This is a genomic window from Parafrankia soli (genome assembly GCF_001854695.1).
GTDB lineage: Bacteria > Actinomycetota > Actinomycetes > Frankiales > Frankiaceae > Parafrankia > Parafrankia soli.
Map to the genome: position 1 here is coordinate 1 of NZ_MAXA01000286.1, position 17487 is coordinate 17487.

Sequence of the window (17487 nt, forward strand, 5' to 3'; positions counted from 1 at the left end):
GGTCAAGGTACGCGGGTTCCGGATCGAACTCGACGAGATCCGCGCTGTCCTCGAACGACACCCCGCCATCTCGGGTGCCGCGGTCACCGCTCTCGATCACCCCGCCGGAGGGAAGTTCCTCGCCGCCTATGTCACTACCACCCCGTCCGCGCCGGCCGACGAGACCGTGCTGGCCGACGCACTGCGGGAACACACGAACGCGCTCCTGCCGGAGTACATGGTTCCCRCATCGTTCACCCGCCTGGCCACACTCCCCACGACCCCGAGCGGAAAACTCGACCGCAAAGCACTACCCGCCCCCGACCTCACCGCCGGATCCGGCAGCGGCCGCCCCCCAGAAACGGACACCGAACTGTCCCTGGCCGGGGTGTTCCGCGACGTACTCGCCCTCCCCGAGGGCACACCCCTGTCCGTGGACGACGACTTCTTCCGACTCGGCGGTGACAGCATCCTCGCGATACGTCTTGTTGCGCGCGCGTCACAACGACAGCACACTTTCACGTTGCGGGACGTCTTCGAGCAGCGAACCGTCGCGAAGCTGTCTCAGAAGATCATAAAAGAAGTTGAGGCCAAGGCGATTTCGACAAGCATGGTCGCTGTGCCCGCCTCTCCGACTCTCGAGAGACTACGTGAGTCGCGCGACGATCCGAACTCATGGATCTTGACCGAGACCGCCGTTCTCCCCGTCTCGTTATCGCACGACGCGCTACTCGCCGCATACGCTTCGCTCGTTCAAGAACATGACCTGCTTCGCTTGTCGGTTCAGACGGTAAGTCGTCGACTGTGGCTCACTTGGGTAACCCCTATGACAACCATCGCACCAACTCTCTCCAGAGTGCATGTCGCAGGGGCCTCGCCCTCCACGAAGCTGACAGATCTTCGGACGATGGCCAGCCAAATGATTGATGTCACCAATGCACGGCCGTCGGGCCTCGCATACGCAAGCAGCTCGACACAGACCTACATTGCGCTTGCAGTACATGCTGCCGTGGCCGATCGATACACCGTGCACCAGCTACTGGAGGCCCTCCGCGCGCTCACTGATGAGAACGCCAACAAGAGCATGCTATCAGCGCCGTCCGTCGCAGCGACCTTGACTGAAGTCGCCGATATCGCTGCGGCTCTCAAAATGGATCAGATCGAGAACCCGATTGAGCTGATCGAGCGCACGGATTCACTCGACGAGGGACTGTACTCGGCCGACAGAACTCAGGTCATACACTGGGACGGCTCTCTCACCGATGCCACCGTGCGCGAGACCATCCGACGAGCACTGCAYGCGACTGGGTACGGATCGCGACTCGGCGGTGTCGTAGATCACGAAGCTCCTCTTCTGTCAGATGCTGCCCTGGGGCCGCTTGGCCCGATGACGGTAACCGTTCCCGTGCCTATCGAGCAGGAAACTTGGCACCCAGATCCTGAGTTCGCATTGGCACGCTATGGCAGTAGCTCGGGTAGGCGTCTCCTAGCTGGCATACCGATCGCGCCGATACTTATCAGCCGATCCTATTCCGCCGATGCAGAATCCTTGGCGATCGAACCGACCGAGGCAGCGTACCGCGCGGTGATCCGATACAGGGTGGAGGCCGGCAGTACTATTCTGACGGTCATCGGATTTGCCCGTGCCGTGATCCTGGCGTTCGAGAACGTGTTGCGCAAAGTCGGCGACAATGCCGATCGGCGAGTCTGGCGCCCATAGTTAGCCTCGATCTTTCAGACGACCGCGCACCAGATCTGGTTCTGCGTGAAGTCGTGCAGGGGCAGGTTCGCCAGGCCGGTGTCCTTGGCGCCGCGGATCCGGTCCTCGCAGCGGGCCCGGCGGCGGTGGCGGAGTTCCAGGACGGCGAGCTGGCCTCGGGGGCTGTTCGTCGCGAACGCGGTAATCCGGTTGCCGTCGACGTCGGTGATACGTAGCTGGGCGCCGGGGTGCGGGCGTTCGCGGCGGAGGATGACCCCCCATACCCGGCGGCCAGCCGGACAGGTCGAGCAGCCCGGCCAGTTCCGCGACCCACGCCCCGGGGCGGGGGTGGCCGTCGGCGTCGTAGGCCGGGGTCCAGGCCTGTTCCGGGAGTGCGGCGATCTTTTCGGCGTGGTCGTCGGTGAGGGTGAACCCGACTGAGTAGGCCACCCGGCGCTGGTGCAGCCAGGCGACGAACTCGTGGTGCCTCCGCCGCCGTCGGTGCGGATCAGGACCTTGCGGGAACGGCGCAGCCGTCGGGGTAGCTGAGCCAGCGCGGCCGTGGCCACGGTGATGTGGTCGGCCGCGGTGTTCGAGCCGGCATTTCCCCGGCAGAGCAGCACCGCGGCGGGTTCCCCGGTCCCGTCCGGGCCGTGGTCGATGAACGCCCACAGAGGATGGAACCCGAACCCGCGCTTGAACGTCGGTTTCGCCTGTTCCTTCTCGGAATGGGCGGTGACCAGGGTGGCGTCCCGGGCGAGGCTGGCTTCGTCGAGGGCGCGGGCGTCGCCTTTGACCGCGACGAAGACTCTGCTGCGTAATTCGGCTGGGTGTCGTGGGTGCGGCATGATCTCTTCTGTGGTCCGGGTCGTCTCGCTGGCCGCGGGAGGTGGGGCACATGTCGTTGCAGCCGAAGGGGCTGCCCGAGCTCCCGGCGCAGACTGTGACGGTCGCGCGGGCGGCGTTTCCGCGGGGGACGTTGGCGATGCGGCTGCGGGATCGCCTCGCCGAGGTGTTCGTCGATGAGCCGTTCACCGGCGCGTTCGGGATCAGGGGGGCGCCGGGTCTGCCGCCGGCGGTGTTGTCGCTGGTCACGGTGCTGCAGTTCACCGAGAACCTGACCGACCGGCAGGCCGCGGTATGGCGGTCCGTGCGATCGACTGGAAGTACGCCCTCGGCGCGGAGCTGACCGATACCGGGTTCGATGCGACAGTGCTGTCCCGGTTCCGGGCCCGGCTGGCCGACCACGATCTGGAACGGGTGGTCTTCGACCGGCTCGTGGAGGCCTGCCGTGAGCGGGGCCTGATCGGCGCTGGTGGCAGAGCGTGCACCGATTCCACCCATGTGATCAGCGCGGTGCGGGACCTGAACCGGACCGAGCTCGCCAGGGAGAGCGTGCGGGCGGCGTTGGAGGCCCACGCGGTCGTGGCCCCGGACTGGCTGGCCGACACCCTGAACATCGACGAGTTGGCGCATCGCTACGGCGAGCGGGTCAACGGGTGGACGATGCCGTCATCGACGACGGCCCGGGACCGTCTTGCCGTGGTGTTCGGGCAGGACGCGCTCGCCCTGTGCCGGGCAGTCGCCGCTCCCCGGCCAGGTTCTCGATCACATACGACGCGACCACGTCACGCACCCGATCAGCGTTCCACACATACCCGTTCAGTAGCCGCTGCATCTTCTGCGGACCCRCCTGACCGGTGAACTCCGCGAGGGTCCACCCGTTCTTCCGCTCCGCGCGGGACAACAACCCGGCCACATACGCCCGCGCCTGCACCCGCGGCTGCTCCGACACGAAACACGGATCGACTCGCACCAGCAACTCCTCCAAACCAGCCTCCCATACCGCCACGTCCAAACCGGATACACTCCGCTCCGCGGCCACCGCGGATTCATCGTTTGTTCTCACAAACTACGGAGAATCACACGGTGGCCGCACCCGTTCGGACGCCACGCCGCCGCTCCATGCAGAGACCACATGCCGGCCACTGTCACTGGAGTATTAGGGGATGGAGGCGGCGTCGTGCAGGCTGTCGAACAGGGCCGCGCGGCGCATATAGGCGCGCGCGCTATCGAGGTTCTCGGCCGTGCAGCGCAACTGATCGAGGTTCTGTCGCCGCACGGCGGGGTCGCGTTCCTCCAGCATTCGCTTGTTGGCGATTGTCTGGGCTTGTACGTAGTTCAGCGCGGCGTGACGGCRCTGGCGGCTGTAGAGGTCGAGCAGATCGTCACCGTCCCGACCGTGGATCACCTGGGGGAGCTTCTCCGCAAGGTTGATGGCATCATGGATGCCGCCGTTCATGCCCATGCCGCCGATCGGGTTGTTGACGTGCGCGCTGTCTCCGGCCAGCAAGATGCGGCCTTTATGGAAGGTCCCGGCCACGCGCTGATTGACCCTGTAGACCCTGGCGTACTCGACGTGGTAGGGGTCCGCCTTGGGGAAGAACTTCTGCAGCCGCCGCTCGACGCGCGCTGCCGACAGTGCGGTGGTGTCGTCCTCGTCCTGGCCGATCGGCAGGATCAGCCGCCAGAGTCCTTCGGGCGTCTCCCCGCGCACCTTGAACAGGTTGGCCCACTCGTAGGGGTCGGAGAAGTAGTTGCGCAGTGACAGATTCGACTTCACGGTCTTGAAGTCGAATCTGGTCGCGATCTTGATGAACCGCTCCGGATACGTGAACCCTTCGAACTCGATGCCGGCGAGCTTGCGCACTGTTGACCGGCCGCCGTCGCAGCCGATGACATAGGCCGCCGTCATGCGCCCCGTGCCCGCGGGGGAGGCGTACTCCACCTCGATGCCGTTCGCGGCCACGGCGAGGCCGGTGAGGGCGTGGGAGAACCGCATGTCGAAGTCGGATCCGTTGGCGTATTCCTCGGCGATGGAAGCGGTCAGTTTGTACTGCTCGTACTGCAGCACATAGGGAAACCGGATCTCGTCTTTGAGCCGGGCGAGATCGAACTCCGCCACCAACTCGCCGGTCGGYCGGTCGTGGAAGCGATAGGTGCTCGAAACCAGGCCGTGCGGCGTGATCTTCTCGGTGATGCCCAATTCGTCAAGCATCTCCAGAGTGCTCGGATGAATGGTCGCGGCGCGCTGATCCTTCACCGGTACGGGCTCCGACTCGAGCACGGTGACCGGGATGCCCTGCCGGTTCAGCGCCAGTGCGCACACCATTCCGACCGGGCCGGCGCCGACGATGACGACCCGGGTGCTGCTCTGCGACGAAATCATGGCTCAGGCGAGCGATCCTGTGCGTCGCCCGACCACCATTCCCGCAGTCAGGCCGGCGCCCGTCGGGTAGTTCCCGCTGAAGAGGCCCCCGAGCGCTTCACCGCACGCGAAGAGCCCGGGGATGGGCGCACCTGACGGATCGAGCACCCGGCCGTTGATGTCGCCGCGAAGCCCTCCAAAGGTGAAACTGATTCCACACGTCACCGGATATGCATAATAAGGCGGCGTCTCTATCGCCGATGCCCAATTACTCTTGATCGGTTCCACCGTCGCGCTGCGGCCGTCCTTGATCGTTGGATCGAGCGGACGGCTGGTGTCGATCGATGAGTTGAAATCGCGGACCGTCCGCGCGAACGCGTCGACGTCGACGTCTATGGCTGCGGCGAGCTCTTCGACGCTGTTGGCGACGACCGGGATGATCCCGGGCATTTCATACTCGTACACGTTGAGCATCGATCGCGAGTTCGCGTCGAAGATCTGAAACGCCACCGAACCCGGCTGTTCGAGGATCACCTTGCCGTACTTCGCGTACGTATAGTTGCGAAAGTCTGCACCCTCGTCGAGGAATCGTCGACCCCAGGCGTTGACAATGATGCCAAGCGGATAGCCGTACCGGCTGAGWCGGTTCGTCAACATACGGTTGCTCTCGTTCTCGGGATATGACGCGTCCCACGGCACGCTATGACACGTTGACCAGTCGCCTCCACGATCTGCACCAATCTCCAAGGCCGCGCCGATCAGGTCACCGGTGTTGTACGGCGTGCCACGCACCTTCGCGTGCTGCCACCCGTCTCCCAGGTAGCGTTGCCGCCATTGCGCGTTCGCCTCGAAACCGCCGCTGGCGATCACCACCGACTCCGCCGGAAACTCCTGATCGCCCGCACGAACACCGACGACCGAGCCGCCGTTGGTCATCAGCCCCGTGACCGGGCAACCGTAGCGCATCTCGACCCCGAGCCGCGAGGCGACGCGTTCATGGTCTGACATCAGCCCAGGGCCCGCGTCGACGTTGCACACGTGCGTTCCACCCCAGAACACGAAGGTTCCATCGGCGTTCTCGTGAGCCTGCCGCTCGTACATCAGCCGGAATCGCAGCCCCAGTTCGTGCAGCCAGCGGACCGCGTCGCGCGAGCCTTCGACGACAGCCGCGGCAAGTTCCTTATCGTCACGTCCCTCGGTGATCCGGTCCAGGTCGGCCAGGAACTCTGCCGCCGAGTACGGCGGAACTTCGGTACGCGCGTGACGCTCATCGGGCTCAAGGATCTCGAGCAGATCGCCGAGCCCGGCGTGCACCATCCGGGTCGCACCGAGCGTGTAGTAGCTGTTCCCCCCGGCCAGCGCCCGCGGTGCCTTCTCCAACAGCAGCACGCGTCGCCCGCGCTCGGCCGCCGCGTGAGCCGTGCAGTACCCGGCGTTACCCCCGCCGACCACAACAACATCCGCGTTGTGCATAACCACCTCGTTGCCGTATCCGACCCGAGAACAACTCACGTTGAGCGATGCCGCTCGACGCGTTCCTAGTTCTGCTCGCGCTGCAGTCGCTTGCTGACCTTGCCGACCGCGGTGTACGGGAACTCGTCGACCACCTCCACGAAATCGGGAAGCTTGAATGTCGCGAGGCCCCACTCCTGCAGGAACCGACGCAGCTTGCTCAAGGTGAGATCGGCCACGTCCTCCGGCGACCGGGGGATCAGGTACGCCTTGATGCGCTCGCCGAGCAYCTCGTCATCGATGCCGATCACGGAGGCGTTGTGCACGCCGCCGTGGGCGAGGAACGCGTTCTCCAGCTCCTCGGGCGCGATCTTCTCGCCGCCACGGTTGATCTGGTCCTTCGACCGGCCCACGACCCTCATGAACCCACGCTCGTCCCGCTCGACTATGTCACCGGTGCGGTAGAATCCATCGCTGGTGAACGCCAGGGCATTCTGCTCGGGGTTGCGATAGTAGCCGCGGATTACCGACGGCCCCCGCGTCAGCAGGTGACCGGGCGCCCCGGGCGGCACGTCGTTTCCCTCGTCGTCTATGACCCGGATCTCGTCGGCCTCCGAGGCCGGCCGGCCCTGGTATCGCACGCTGGTCTCCCGATCGACGTCCGGAGGGTTGCTGACGACCAGGCCTTCGCCCATCCCGAAGCTCTGAGAGAGCTCCATGCCGAGCTCCGGCTCGACCCGCCGCGCCACCTCCTCGCTCAGCTTCGCACCCCCGCACATGATCACCTGCATGCTGGAAAGATCGTAGGCGTCGCGCAGCGAGGAGTTCAGCCAGGCCAGCAGGATCGGGGGCACCAACGTCACGCGGTTCGCGCGGTGCTTCTCGATCAGCGGGAACGCCGCATCGGGGCTGCCGTTCGGCGCGATCGCGATCGTTGCGCCCACGCTGAACGCGCCGAGGAAGCCGGGCGAACGCGTCGACATACTGTGACAGATCGGCATGACCAGCAGATGCACCGTCCGCTCGGTGATGCCCCGTTCCCCGACGCTTCTGCGCAACGCATAGCCGTACGTGTGATGAGTATGCGGCATCAGCTTCGGCACGCCCGTCGTGCCGCCCGACATCTGCAGCAGCGCGACGTCCTGCGGGCTGCATCGCCGCACGTGCTCGAGCGATCCTTTCGAAAGCAGCGCTTCGTACTCGGCGCCGCCGCCGCCGCGATCGAGGATCACTGTGTGCTCCAGATGGGCCCAACGGCCCTTCAGGTCGGCAGCCAACGCAGCGAGATCGGTGCCGCTGTCCGATGCGACGGTGATGTAGGTACGCGCCTCGGCAATCTCGATGAAGTGTTCGATCTCCGCGCGACGGTGCGCGATGGGCGCGACCACGGGAATCACGCCGAGCTCCCACAGGGCGAAGACGAACGCGATGTACTCGTAGGTATTGGGCAGATGCACGACCACTCGGTCGCCACGGCCCAGCCCCAGATCCTGCAGACCGGCCGCGAGACGCAGGACTTCATCCGTGAGTTGCCTATAGCTCAGCCGGGTGTCGCGGTCGATGACCGCGAGCTTGTCGGGATAGCGTTCCGCCGTGGCAAAAAGCAACTCCGGAAGCGTCTGATCGTGCCAGTATCCCTTTGCGAGGTACTGGGCCACGGTCTTTGGCGGATAGGGTACGACGCCGTCAAGGGTCAGCGGTTGGATGCTCATCGGTCTTCCTCAGGTGTCGGCGTCTCGTGTCCTGGCGGCATCGGCGCCGCGTGAAGCTGCCGATGCCGATCCGGTCGTCGAAGAGCGAGTTCACGCAAGAGGTTCAGGCTGTCATCCGTTGTCGAATCGTGTTCAGCCCAAGCTCAGCACGGTTTCGAGGCCGATGGTCACCCCGGGGAGACCTGGGACGGCGCGGAGCGCGGCGAGCACTCCGGGCATGAGGGACTCGCGTGTGACGGAGTCGTAACGCAGCCTCAGGATCTCGCCCTCGGATCCGAACAGCACCTCTTGTGAAGACATGAAACCGCGTACACGCACCGCGTGGACGTTGACTTCCTCGATCCGCCCGCCGCGCGTTCCATGCGGGTCGCGAGAGGTGGCATCGGGTGAGGGAGCGGAACCTGCTTTCGCGCGAGCGCGAGCGATCAGTTCGGCCGTGTGCTGTGCCGTACCCGATGGCGCGTCCACCTTATCGGGATGGTGCATCTCGATGATCTCGACAGACTCGAAGAGCGGGGCAGCCTTCGCCGCGAACTGCGTCAAGAGCACCGCGCCCACCGAGAAGTTCGGGACGACGAAAACGTTGACTTCATCACGTTCGATGAGTGCGGCGCGAATTTGCTGGACAGCGTCTTCATCGAAGCCGGATGTTCCCACCACGACGTGAATCCCCTGCTCGATGCACCATTGGACCTGCTCGTGTGCCACGCCCGGCGGGGAGAACACGAGCACGACATTGGCCTTCTTTTCGACGATCTCTCGCAGGTTATCATCGACATCGATCTCGGCGACCACGCTCATGTCGGAAGTGGCCTCGATTGCACGAACCGATGCCTCACCCATGCGCCCGCGTGCTCCCAGCACAGCAACTTGAGTCATGAGGAAAGGTTAACCTAAGTCATTCGACCGACACAAGGCTATCTGCGGTGAGCTGTCAGGGAGCGGAGCGGTCGCCGGGCAGAGGTGGTCCGCCTTGGTTGAATCGCTGTGTGGCGGCTCCAGTGAAGTGGCGGTCGGTCGTCGGGTTTGATTGGCGGCGTTTGCGCTGGTGGCGGAGCTGTTCAGCTCGGGTGAGAGGCTCGGTCCATGAATTTGCGCAGGCTGGAATGGCCACTGGCGGGGTGGCAACCACGCGTTCATCGCCAGCAGCCCCCTGCGCGCCGCCAACGTCGACAAGCTCCAATGAGGCAGCACAGATCATCGCCGAGCTTTGTGAGCCGCGAACGCCGTGTGGCTCGAGTCTGCCGTGAGCGCACCCAACATCTCTCTGCCTCTGCCATCGCCGCCGCGATGGGCAAGGCCGACATGGCGACGCTGCTGCGCACCATCACCCAGACCTCCGCTCAGCCCGCCCCGTCCAGGGCTGCCGCCTCGTGATGCACCTGCAGATCGGCTTGGACCTTGCTGCCGAGTACGGTGCGTAGCATCAGGTTCGTTCCTTCCCAGCCGACTGCCGCACACCGCCGTGGGTTACTCGCCTGTGGCAGCTCTCGCGACTTCGTGGCTGGCGATGAAGTCGCGCAGCGACTTGGGCCTCAGGTCGGTCCAAGTCTGGTCGATCCAGTCGAGCACCTCCTGCCTGGGTCTGCCGTCCGGCTCGCCGTAGACGATGGTCCAGCCGCCGGGCACCGGCTTGAACGTGGGCCAGAGCGAGTACTGCTCCTCATGGTTGATGAGCGCGTAGAACGTGCCATCCTCGTCGTCGAACGGGTTCTTCGCCATCGCGTGTTCTCCTTCTGCCGGTGGGACGGGCCGTCAGCTGCCCGTCGCCATGTGGGATCTGTGCGTGGGGACCGCGGCCTCGAGAATCTCGCCGGCGCGCACGGCCAGGGTCGACAGCAGCGACGAGCTGAGGCCGTGGCTGTGCTGGACACCCCCGCTGAGGAAGATGCGGCCCTCCAGCCCCGGCACACGCAGGCTGTAGTCGCGCGCCACGAGCGGCTCGTCCCCGTCGAGCGCGGCCTCGAGGTCGATGCCGTCGCCGAGCAGGCCGCGCGGGTCTGACGGGCGGAAGCCGGTGGCGAAGACCACCGCGTCGACCTCGAGCGGCGTGCGCGCACGGGCCCCGAGGTCGCGCAGCGCGACGACGACACCCCCCGGGCCCTCGCGCAGGCTTTCGACCTCGGTGACGCGGTGCACGAACAGGCGCCGCACGCCGCGCAGCTTCTCGTCGTACTCCCGTCGGTAGAGGTCGTCGATGAGCTCGGCGTCGACAGCGGCGTAGTTCGTCGACCAGTGCCGCCGCAGCAGCTGCTGTTTGACGTCGGGCGGAGCGGTGTAGTACTCCCCGACGGAGGCGGGGTCGAAGATGCGGTTCGCATACGGGGTGTTGTCGGAGGGCACATAGCCGAAGCTGCGGATGGAGGCGTGTACCTCCGCCGCCGGGTAGGTGTCATGCAGGTAGGCGGCAACCTCTGCGGCGCTCTGCCCAGCGCCCACGACGAGGAACCGGCCGTGCGGCGTGGAGGGGAGCCGGTCGAGGCTGCTGAGCAGACCGTGGTTGTGGAACACCCGAGGGCCGACCTCGATCCCGTCCGGGAGCACGGGGCGCAGCCCGGTCGCGACAACGACCGACCGCGCCCGGACCGCCTCGCGTCCGCCGCCGCCCGACACCATGACGGTGAAGGCCGCACCGTCGTGGTCGACGCGGGTGGCCCTCGCCCCGTAGGAGACTGGCACGTTCACACGCGCGGCCGCCCACGCCAGATAGTCGCGGAACTCGAGCCGGGTGGGGAAGAAGGTCTTCAGGTTGATGAAGTCGCTCAGGCGCCCGCGCTCGTGCAGGTAGTTCAGAAAGCTATACGAGCTGGTGGGCGAGCGCATGGTCGCGAGGTCCTTGAGGAAACTGATCTGCATGGTCGTGCCCGGCAGCAGCATGCCGTCGTGCCATCCGAACCTCGGCTGGGCCTCTACGAAGCGGGCGGTCACACGGTCGGCGGCAGGCCGGGCGCCGTTGCGCTCTTCAATGGCGATTGCCAGGCTCAGGTTGGCCGGTCCGAAGCCGATACCGATGATGTCGACCACATCGGGTAGCATGCCCACCGCATCCGACCGAGTGTTCGCTTCATTCATCGCCGTCACCCGACGGCCGACCCCTCGGGCTCGGCGWGAAAGTCGAGGATGAGCCGGTTCACCGCTTCGGGCTGCTCGAGATAGCCGTAGTGTCCCGTGTCGGGCACCTCGACATACCGGGCAGTCGGGACGATATCGGCAAGCTCGCGTCCGAGGTGTGCCGGGATCATCAAGTCGTCGGCGAAACCGATCACCAGCAACGGCCGGGTGATCGCTCTGTACGCGTCGCCGCGATCTCCGAGTCGTTCGGAAGCGCCGAGTTGGCCACGCTCACCCGACGACGCCGGAACCGCGGAGTACTCCAGAAGCGCAAGCCAGTCGTTGGATTTCGTCTCATCTCGCAATGTCGCGGGCGATAAGTTCAGCAGAGCATCGACCGCTGCCTTATACGCTTTCGGCAGCACGATCTTTTGGTCGAACAACTCCTGCTCGCCCCGGGTGAGCATCTGTCCGACGTCGTCGATGCGTGCGTGACCACCCATCGCGACCGCCCGGCACACAAGGTCGGGGCGCTCGAGGAGCAACTCCTGCACGACCCGCGCTCCGAGCGAGGTTCCGATCACGTGCGCCGGGGCGCCGAAGCGCTCGATGAGCGCGGCGAGATCGTCAACGAGCTCTGGGACGACGATGTCGGGGCACGACGTGGCAGTCTGTCCGGGCACCGGGCTGATGCCCCGGTTGTCGTAGGTGACGACCCGGTACCCCGCCTCGACGAGGGCGGGCACCTGGTGCGGCGTCCACACCTGCCCCTTCCCTCCCGTTCCCATCACCAACACGACGAGAGGGTCGGCGCCATCGCCATACTCGTCGTAATGTAGGGCGATTCCGTTCACGAGCATCGTGGGCATTGCGTCTCCTTGTCGGGGAGGGGCGGGAAGATCGCGCAGCCGGTCGTCATACCCGCCCCTGGTAGACGAGACTCACTCAGACGACTCGGCGTCATCGTTCGTCGACGCCGCCAACACCTCAAGCCAACGTGACACCCGTTGGTCTTCAGCGAGCGTAATGAAGTCGATGCCCTCCGCGCCGGCGCTGCGCCACCGCTCGACCAGTTCCATGAGCCGGACGGAGTCCATGCCCTGTGCGCGCAGGTCGGCGTCCTGATCCACGTCGTTCGCCTCGATGTACAGGACATCGGCGACGTCGGCTAGCACTCGGTTATCGCTGATCTTCATGATCCTCCTCTGGGTTACCGAAACCGCTGTTCCGGACGCCCGTCTCTGTCGTGTAGGACGCCAACGTCTCGAGCGACTGCACCCACAGCTCTTGCAGTTCGCTCACTTCCGCCTCGCTGAGGATCCCCGCCGCATAAACGATGTTGCCCCTCAACGTCCACTCGTTGTTCTCAGCGCTCTGTACCGCCACCAAAGAAATGTCCAACACAGCGATCAGAGGCATCGTCCTGTCCGCGGAACCGACGATCCCAGGAGCCTCGGGGGCCATCTCCCATGCGCTGTCCCTCACGGCGCTGCCGGGGCCGAACTGGCCGAGGTAGTTGAATCCGATCTGTGGCACCACGCCGTCGACCAAACGGCCCGCGCCGTCAGGAGCGAGCTCTCGAAGCACCCCGTAGCCGATGCCGCGATCGGGTACCGCCCGCAGTTGCTCATTCACGTGCCTCACCACATCTGCGGAAGCTCCCGGATCCGTCAAGGCCGTGACGGGATCGATGTCGACGGTGTCCAGTCCGACTGGGAACCACGTCGTGAACCACCCCACAGTGCGGGAAAGATCACTGCCGGGCACGAACGTCTCTTCGCGCCCGTGCCCCTCAAGTCCGATCAGCGCACGCCGATGACCGACCCCTCGCCTCGCCCGCCATGCCCCGACAGCGATCGTCAACGAGCCGAGCAGCACATCGTTGATCTCGGCCGCCAGTGCACCAGGCACCTCCTTCAGCACCGGGCCGGCGACTCTCGCGGGCACTTGGATCGTGAGCATCTCCGCTGTGGCGCGCGTGTCGAGCGCCGCGTCCAGCGCACGGGAACCCAGCAACGGATCATCCGCCGTGACAGTCTCGGCCCAGTACTCTGTCTGCGCCCTCACATCCTGCTCAGCGGCGCGGCCCGCGAGCATCTCAGCCCAGTTCAGCAAGCTCGTGCCTACCGGCAGCAGTGGCTCAGCAGTGCGGCCGGTCTCCAACTCCCACGCCTGCCGAAGATCATCCCCAAGAACTCGCCATGACACCCCATCGACGACCAGGTGATGCATTACCAGCAGTAGACGGCTTGCCGCATCGGCAGAACCCGTGTACCAGACTGCCCGCCACAAGATGCCGGCATCGAGGTGCAGAGAACGCGCTAGTTCCTCCACACGTGCACGATTGCCGCTGCGCCACGTCGGATCCGGCCACGCGGGCCCCAGCGCTTCGATCACCATCCGATCTTTCGCGACTTCAGGAGAGCGGGCAGGAACCTCGAACCGGAAGGATCCGTCGACATCTGCCACGAGGCGACCGCCCAGAGCCGCATGATGCGCGACGACCCGGTTCAGCACGCGCAACAATGTGTCGTGCGTAATTCCGGCTGGCACCACGAAAGTCACCGCCTGCACCAACGTCGAAAAGCCGGGCAAATCCACTTCCTTGTTGGCAATCGGCCACAACCTGGAGGATCGCAGATCCTTCAGGGGGGCGGTGTGCTCCGTTGCCGACTCCGACTGGCGCGCATCAGAAAGACGAGCCAGCCCGGCCACCGTCCGCGTCGAGAAGACGTCCGCGGCCGAGATGACGACACCGATGCGCCGCATTCGGGATACCAACTGGATCGACAGAATGCTGTCCCCGCCCAGCTGGAAGAAATCGTCCTCAACCGACAACCGCGCTTCGTCACTCAAACCCAGCAGGTCACGGACGACGGCGAGGAGATCTCGCTCCGTGTYGGTCGCGGGTGCACGCCCGTGGGCGGTCGATTGCCCGAGATCGGGGACGGGCAATGCCTTCCGGTCGAGCTTGCCAGTTGTGGTCAGCGGGAACGTCTCAAGCCGATTGTAGGATGCGGGGATCATGTAGTCGGGGAGGTGCTGTGCGGCGTGCTCGCGGAGTGACCGGCGGAGTGCGTCGTCGCTGGTATCGATGCGGGCGGTGGTGACGTAGGCAGCGAGAAACTTCCCTCCGGAGGGATGGTCGGCCGCGATGACCTCAGCACGCACGACCTCCGGGTGCGCCTCCAGCACGTCACGGATCTCCCCTGGCTCGATCCGGTACCCGCGGATCTTGGTCTGCTCGTCGGCACGACCGAGGTAATCGATGCGCCCCTCGTCGTTCCACCGGGCCAGGTCGCCCGTGCGATACATCCGCGCCCCCGGCTCCCACGGGCACGCCACGAACCGCTCGGCGGTGAGGGCGGGCTGCTCCCAGTAGCCGCGCGCATTGCCCGCGCCCGCGAGATACAGCTCACCTGGAACACCGGGCAGGGCAAACTGCAGGTTCTGATCCAGGATGTACGCCCGGGTGTTGAAGATCGGCGTGCCCACGCTGGGGTTCGGGCTGTCGGCGAGATCCGCGCCGAGCGCATTGATCGTGTACTCGGTCGGCCCGTACAGGTTGTACGACTCCACGCCCGGGGCATCTCGCAGCTGCTGCCACAGCCGCTCGGGCACCGCCTCACCGCCGAGCGACACGAACACCACGCCCGTCGCGTCTGCCGACACCGATCGACCCGCCGGCCGGTCACGCTCCAGCAAACCCTCGTCAACGAGCACCTGCCCGTACGAGGGAGTCACGTCGAAGCCATCGATGCGCTGATCGTCGTAGTACGCGAGTAGCTGCTGCGGATCCCGGCGCATCTCCTCGTTGATCACATACACCGAGTGGCCGTTGAGCAGCCAGAACAGCTGCTCCCACGACGCATCGAACGAGAACGACGTCGTATGCGCGATCCGCATCCGCCGCCCGCCCTGATGGGCCACCACGCGGTCGAAGATCTTCTCCACATGGTTGGCATACATGTTCGTCAGGCCCCGGTAACCGACCGCGACACCCTTCGGTCGGCCCGTCGAGCCGGACGTGAAGATGATGTACGCAAGATGATCCAGCGACACCTCCTCGCCGCGCTCGGCCACGGTGACCGGCCCATCCGCCAGTTCCGCGACGCACGCACGCACCACCGCATCGTCGAGATTCACCACCCGCCCCGCCGCGGGCCCGAGCCGTGCCACGTCACGATCGGTGACGAGCGTGACCGTCGGACCCGCCACATCGAGCATGTAACCGATCCGGTCATCGGGCAGCTCCGCATCGATCGGCACATACGCCGCACCCACCGCGAACACCGCGAACATCGCGATGACCATCCGCTCATCACGCGGCAGCAGCAGCGCAACCCTGTGCTCCTGGCGCACGCCCCGCTCCAGCAGCAGCCGCGCATACCGGTTCACCTCCGCGGACAACCCCGCAAACGTGAAACTCCGCGCACCCGCAACCAGCGCGATCTCCCCCGGCGACCGCGCCACCTGATCATCAAGAAGACCCGCAACAGTAACACCAGCCAACTCTGCTGGACTTCCAGTCGTCCAAGCTTCGAGAGCGGGTCTCTCTTTCGCGATCAGCAGATCGACTTCGGCGATAGTCCGGTTCGGATCCTCGGCGATCGCGCCGAGGATCTTCTGAATCACGCCGAGGAAACGGACCGCTGTCTTCTCTTCGAAGAGATCCGTACTGAACGTGAGAAATACGGATACTTCGGTGTCGGAGTCGACCAGATAGAGATCGAGATCTCCCTTGACGGCACCCAGCCCCACCATGCGAGGCCGCACGACGAGATCCCTGACCTCCGGATCCACTCGGCGTCCGGTAGCACGCTGGTAGGTGAGCATGACCTGGAAGACCGGATTTCTGCCGACGACCCGATCCGCAGAGATCGCCGTGACGATCTGATCGAAAGGCGCCGCTTGATGACTGAAGCCATCCAGCACGGTTTGCTTCACACGAGCGAGAACGTCGGAGAATTTGTCGCCGGGGAAGTATCTGTGGCGGAGGGGAATCGTGTTCACGAAGTATCCGACGACGCCTTCGAGACCGTCCTCGGTACGACCGCCGACTGGTGCACCGAGAACGACATCGTCACTCGCGCTCATGACGGATATCGCCAGGGCCACGGCAGCCTGGGAGATCATGAACATTGTGACCCCACACCCATCTTCGACGCGCCGCAAATCAGCCACGACATCGGATGAGATGGTCAAGGACACATCTGCCGCACGGTACGTCGGTTCAGCCGGCCGGGGCCGGTGGGGGCTTATCGTGGATTCACCCGGAGCATCCGCCAGCGTGTCTGCCCAATACTTCAAATGGTGATGTAGTGCGGACTCTGGATCGGTGGGCTGACCGAGCACGGCCTGTTGCCAGACCGCATAGTCTGCGTACTGTATCCCGACCGGCTCCCACGCCGGCGCATGCCCCTTGCTTCTTGCCGCGTAGGCGGCGAAGAGATCTTCCAGCAGCGTCGGCGTGGACCAWTCATCTGTTGCGTGATGGTGCACCGCAAGGACGAGAATCCACTCTGCAACCTCCACGCGTAGCAGACCGGCGCGGACCGGGATATCCGCGGCAAGGTCGAATCGGCTCCGCACGAGTTCCCGAAGGCGTTCGTCGATCGCGTCTTGTCCCGCCCCGATGAAGTCCTCAGGAATCAGAGGCAGGCGCAAGGCCGCCTCCTCACCCGTGAGGATCACCTGATGGAGCTGCCCGTCATCCCCCACGATCAACGTTCGCAGCGCCTCATGTCGGGTCACGACATCCTGCACCGCTGACCTCAGGGCAGTCTCGTCAAGTTCTCCGGACAAGTGCCGGATCAGAGGGACGACATAGCGAGCCCCCGGGCCGCCCATCTGCTCGATAACCCAGAGGGAGCGCTGCCCATACGTCACAGGCAGCAGTTCCGGGCGTGGCAGATCACCTACTCGCGGTACGCGAGATACGGTTTGAGAGGCTCCGTCGACGACACGCGCCAGTCCTTCGATCGTGGCCTGTTCGAACATATCCCGCAGAGTCAGCGCCGAACCCAATGCGGCATTGGCCCGCGCGACGACGCGGGTTGCCAGCAACGAGTGACCACCCAGACGGAAGAAGTCATCGTTCGCCCTCAGACTGACCTCACCCCCGAGACTTAGCACCGCGCGGAACACTTCCGCCAGCGAGCGCTCCGTCGGCGTCTCAGGTGCACGCCCGTCGGTGCCGGTGATCTCACTGAGATCGGGGACGGGCAATRCCTTCCGGTCAAGCTTTCCGTTGACCGTCGTTGCGAAGGAGTCAATTCGGGTGATCGTCGTGGGGATCATGTAGTCGGGGAGGTGCTGTGCGGCGTGCTCGCGGAGTGACCGGCGGAGTGCGTCGTCGCTGGTATCGATGCGGGCGGTGGTGACGT

At 65.3% G+C, this 17487-nt stretch carries 13 protein-coding genes and 1 pseudogene; 3 read left to right on the forward strand and 11 right to left on the reverse strand.

Annotation, left to right across the window (positions count from 1 at the left end):
• A partial coding sequence (locus tag BBK14_RS34015; protein ID WP_198541516.1) for a phosphopantetheine-binding protein occupies positions 1-1699 on the forward strand: 1699 nt, incomplete at its 5' end.
• A 14-nt stretch (positions 1700-1713) separates the two neighbouring features.
• On the opposite strand, the gene BBK14_RS34020 is transcribed toward BBK14_RS34015, so the two are convergent.
• The gene (locus BBK14_RS34020) at positions 1714-2526 is read right to left on the reverse strand and encodes a transposase (protein ID WP_083391436.1); all 813 of its coding nucleotides are present in this window, start codon (positions 2524-2526) and stop codon (positions 1714-1716) included.
• Positions 2527-2576: 50 nt separating this feature from the next.
• On the opposite strand from BBK14_RS34020, the gene BBK14_RS34025 reads away from it, so the two are divergent.
• Entirely contained in the window at positions 2577-2867 is a 291-nt protein-coding gene (locus BBK14_RS34025; RefSeq protein WP_071067232.1) for a hypothetical protein, read from the forward strand.
• Positions 2819-3382, forward strand: a complete 564-nt coding sequence (locus BBK14_RS34030) for a transposase (RefSeq protein WP_071067233.1) — start codon at positions 2819-2821, stop codon at positions 3380-3382. Before BBK14_RS34025 ends, BBK14_RS34030 begins: the two co-directional genes overlap by 49 nt.
• Here the strand turns inward: BBK14_RS34030 and BBK14_RS36400 are convergent.
• The 10 genes and pseudogenes from BBK14_RS36400 to BBK14_RS34075 all read right to left on the reverse strand — a co-directional run.
• Positions 3276-3530: pseudogene (locus BBK14_RS36400) on the reverse strand (IS701 family transposase); the annotation flags it as partial. The gene BBK14_RS34030 and the pseudogene BBK14_RS36400 sit on opposite strands and share 107 nt — an antisense overlap.
• Before the next feature lie 150 nt (positions 3531-3680).
• The gene (locus BBK14_RS34035; RefSeq protein ID WP_071067234.1) at positions 3681-4907 is read right to left on the reverse strand and encodes an FAD-dependent oxidoreductase; all 1227 of its coding nucleotides are present in this window, start codon (positions 4905-4907) and stop codon (positions 3681-3683) included.
• Positions 4908-4910: 3 nt separating this feature from the next.
• Entirely contained in the window at positions 4911-6359 is a 1449-nt protein-coding gene (gene tcuA / locus BBK14_RS34040) for an FAD-dependent tricarballylate dehydrogenase TcuA (protein WP_071067235.1), read from the reverse strand.
• A 65-nt stretch (positions 6360-6424) separates the two neighbouring features.
• Positions 6425-8050 carry a (2,3-dihydroxybenzoyl)adenylate synthase gene (locus BBK14_RS34045; RefSeq protein WP_071067236.1) on the reverse strand — a complete coding sequence of 542 codons (1626 nt, stop codon included), beginning with the start codon at positions 8048-8050 and terminating at the stop codon, positions 6425-6427.
• A 132-nt stretch (positions 8051-8182) separates the two neighbouring features.
• A complete protein-coding gene (gene dapB / locus BBK14_RS34050; protein ID WP_071067237.1) occupies positions 8183-8929 on the reverse strand; it encodes a 4-hydroxy-tetrahydrodipicolinate reductase in 747 nt (248 codons plus the stop codon).
• Positions 8930-9520: 591 nt separating this feature from the next.
• Positions 9521-9772 (reverse strand): MbtH family protein, encoded by a 252-nt coding sequence (locus BBK14_RS34055; protein ID WP_020460620.1) that lies wholly within the window; start codon positions 9770-9772, stop codon positions 9521-9523.
• Positions 9773-9805: 33 nt separating this feature from the next.
• On the reverse strand, positions 9806-11122 hold the full coding sequence (locus BBK14_RS34060) for a lysine N(6)-hydroxylase/L-ornithine N(5)-oxygenase family protein (RefSeq protein ID WP_071067239.1): 1317 nt from the start codon (positions 11120-11122) through the stop codon (positions 9806-9808).
• 5 nt (positions 11123-11127) lie between these two features.
• Complete coding sequence (locus tag BBK14_RS34065) at positions 11128-11970, reverse strand: alpha/beta fold hydrolase (protein WP_071067238.1); 843 nt, start codon at positions 11968-11970, stop codon at positions 11128-11130.
• Positions 11971-12042: 72 nt separating this feature from the next.
• Positions 12043-12297 (reverse strand): phosphopantetheine-binding protein, encoded by a 255-nt coding sequence (locus BBK14_RS34070; RefSeq protein WP_020460623.1) that lies wholly within the window; start codon positions 12295-12297, stop codon positions 12043-12045.
• Positions 12281-17401 carry a non-ribosomal peptide synthetase gene (locus BBK14_RS34075; protein WP_206744675.1) on the reverse strand — a complete coding sequence of 1707 codons (5121 nt, stop codon included), beginning with the start codon at positions 17399-17401 and terminating at the stop codon, positions 12281-12283. Before BBK14_RS34075 ends, BBK14_RS34070 begins: the two co-directional genes overlap by 17 nt.
• Between the last annotated feature and the right edge of the window lie 86 nt (positions 17402-17487).

What these genes read in the sequence shown, in the direction of transcription:
- dapB (WP_071067237.1), bottom strand. Translation starts at nt 8,929, where the DNA reads ATGACTCAAGTTGCTGTGCTGGGAGCACGCGGGCGCATGGGTGAGGCA.
- BBK14_RS34070 (WP_020460623.1), bottom strand. Translation starts at nt 12,297, where the DNA reads ATGAAGATCAGCGATAACCGAGTGCTAGCCGACGTCGCCGATGTCCTG.
- BBK14_RS34025 (WP_071067232.1), top strand. Translation starts at nt 2,577, where the DNA reads ATGTCGTTGCAGCCGAAGGGGCTGCCCGAGCTCCCGGCGCAGACTGTG.
- BBK14_RS34055 (WP_020460620.1), bottom strand. Translation starts at nt 9,772, where the DNA reads ATGGCGAAGAACCCGTTCGACGACGAGGATGGCACGTTCTACGCGCTC.
- BBK14_RS34060 (WP_071067239.1), bottom strand. Translation starts at nt 11,122, where the DNA reads ATGAATGAAGCGAACACTCGGTCGGATGCGGTGGGCATGCTACCCGAT.
- BBK14_RS34020 (WP_083391436.1), bottom strand. Translation starts at nt 2,526, where the DNA reads ATGCCGCACCCACGACACCCAGCCGAATTACGCAGCAGAGTCTTCGTC.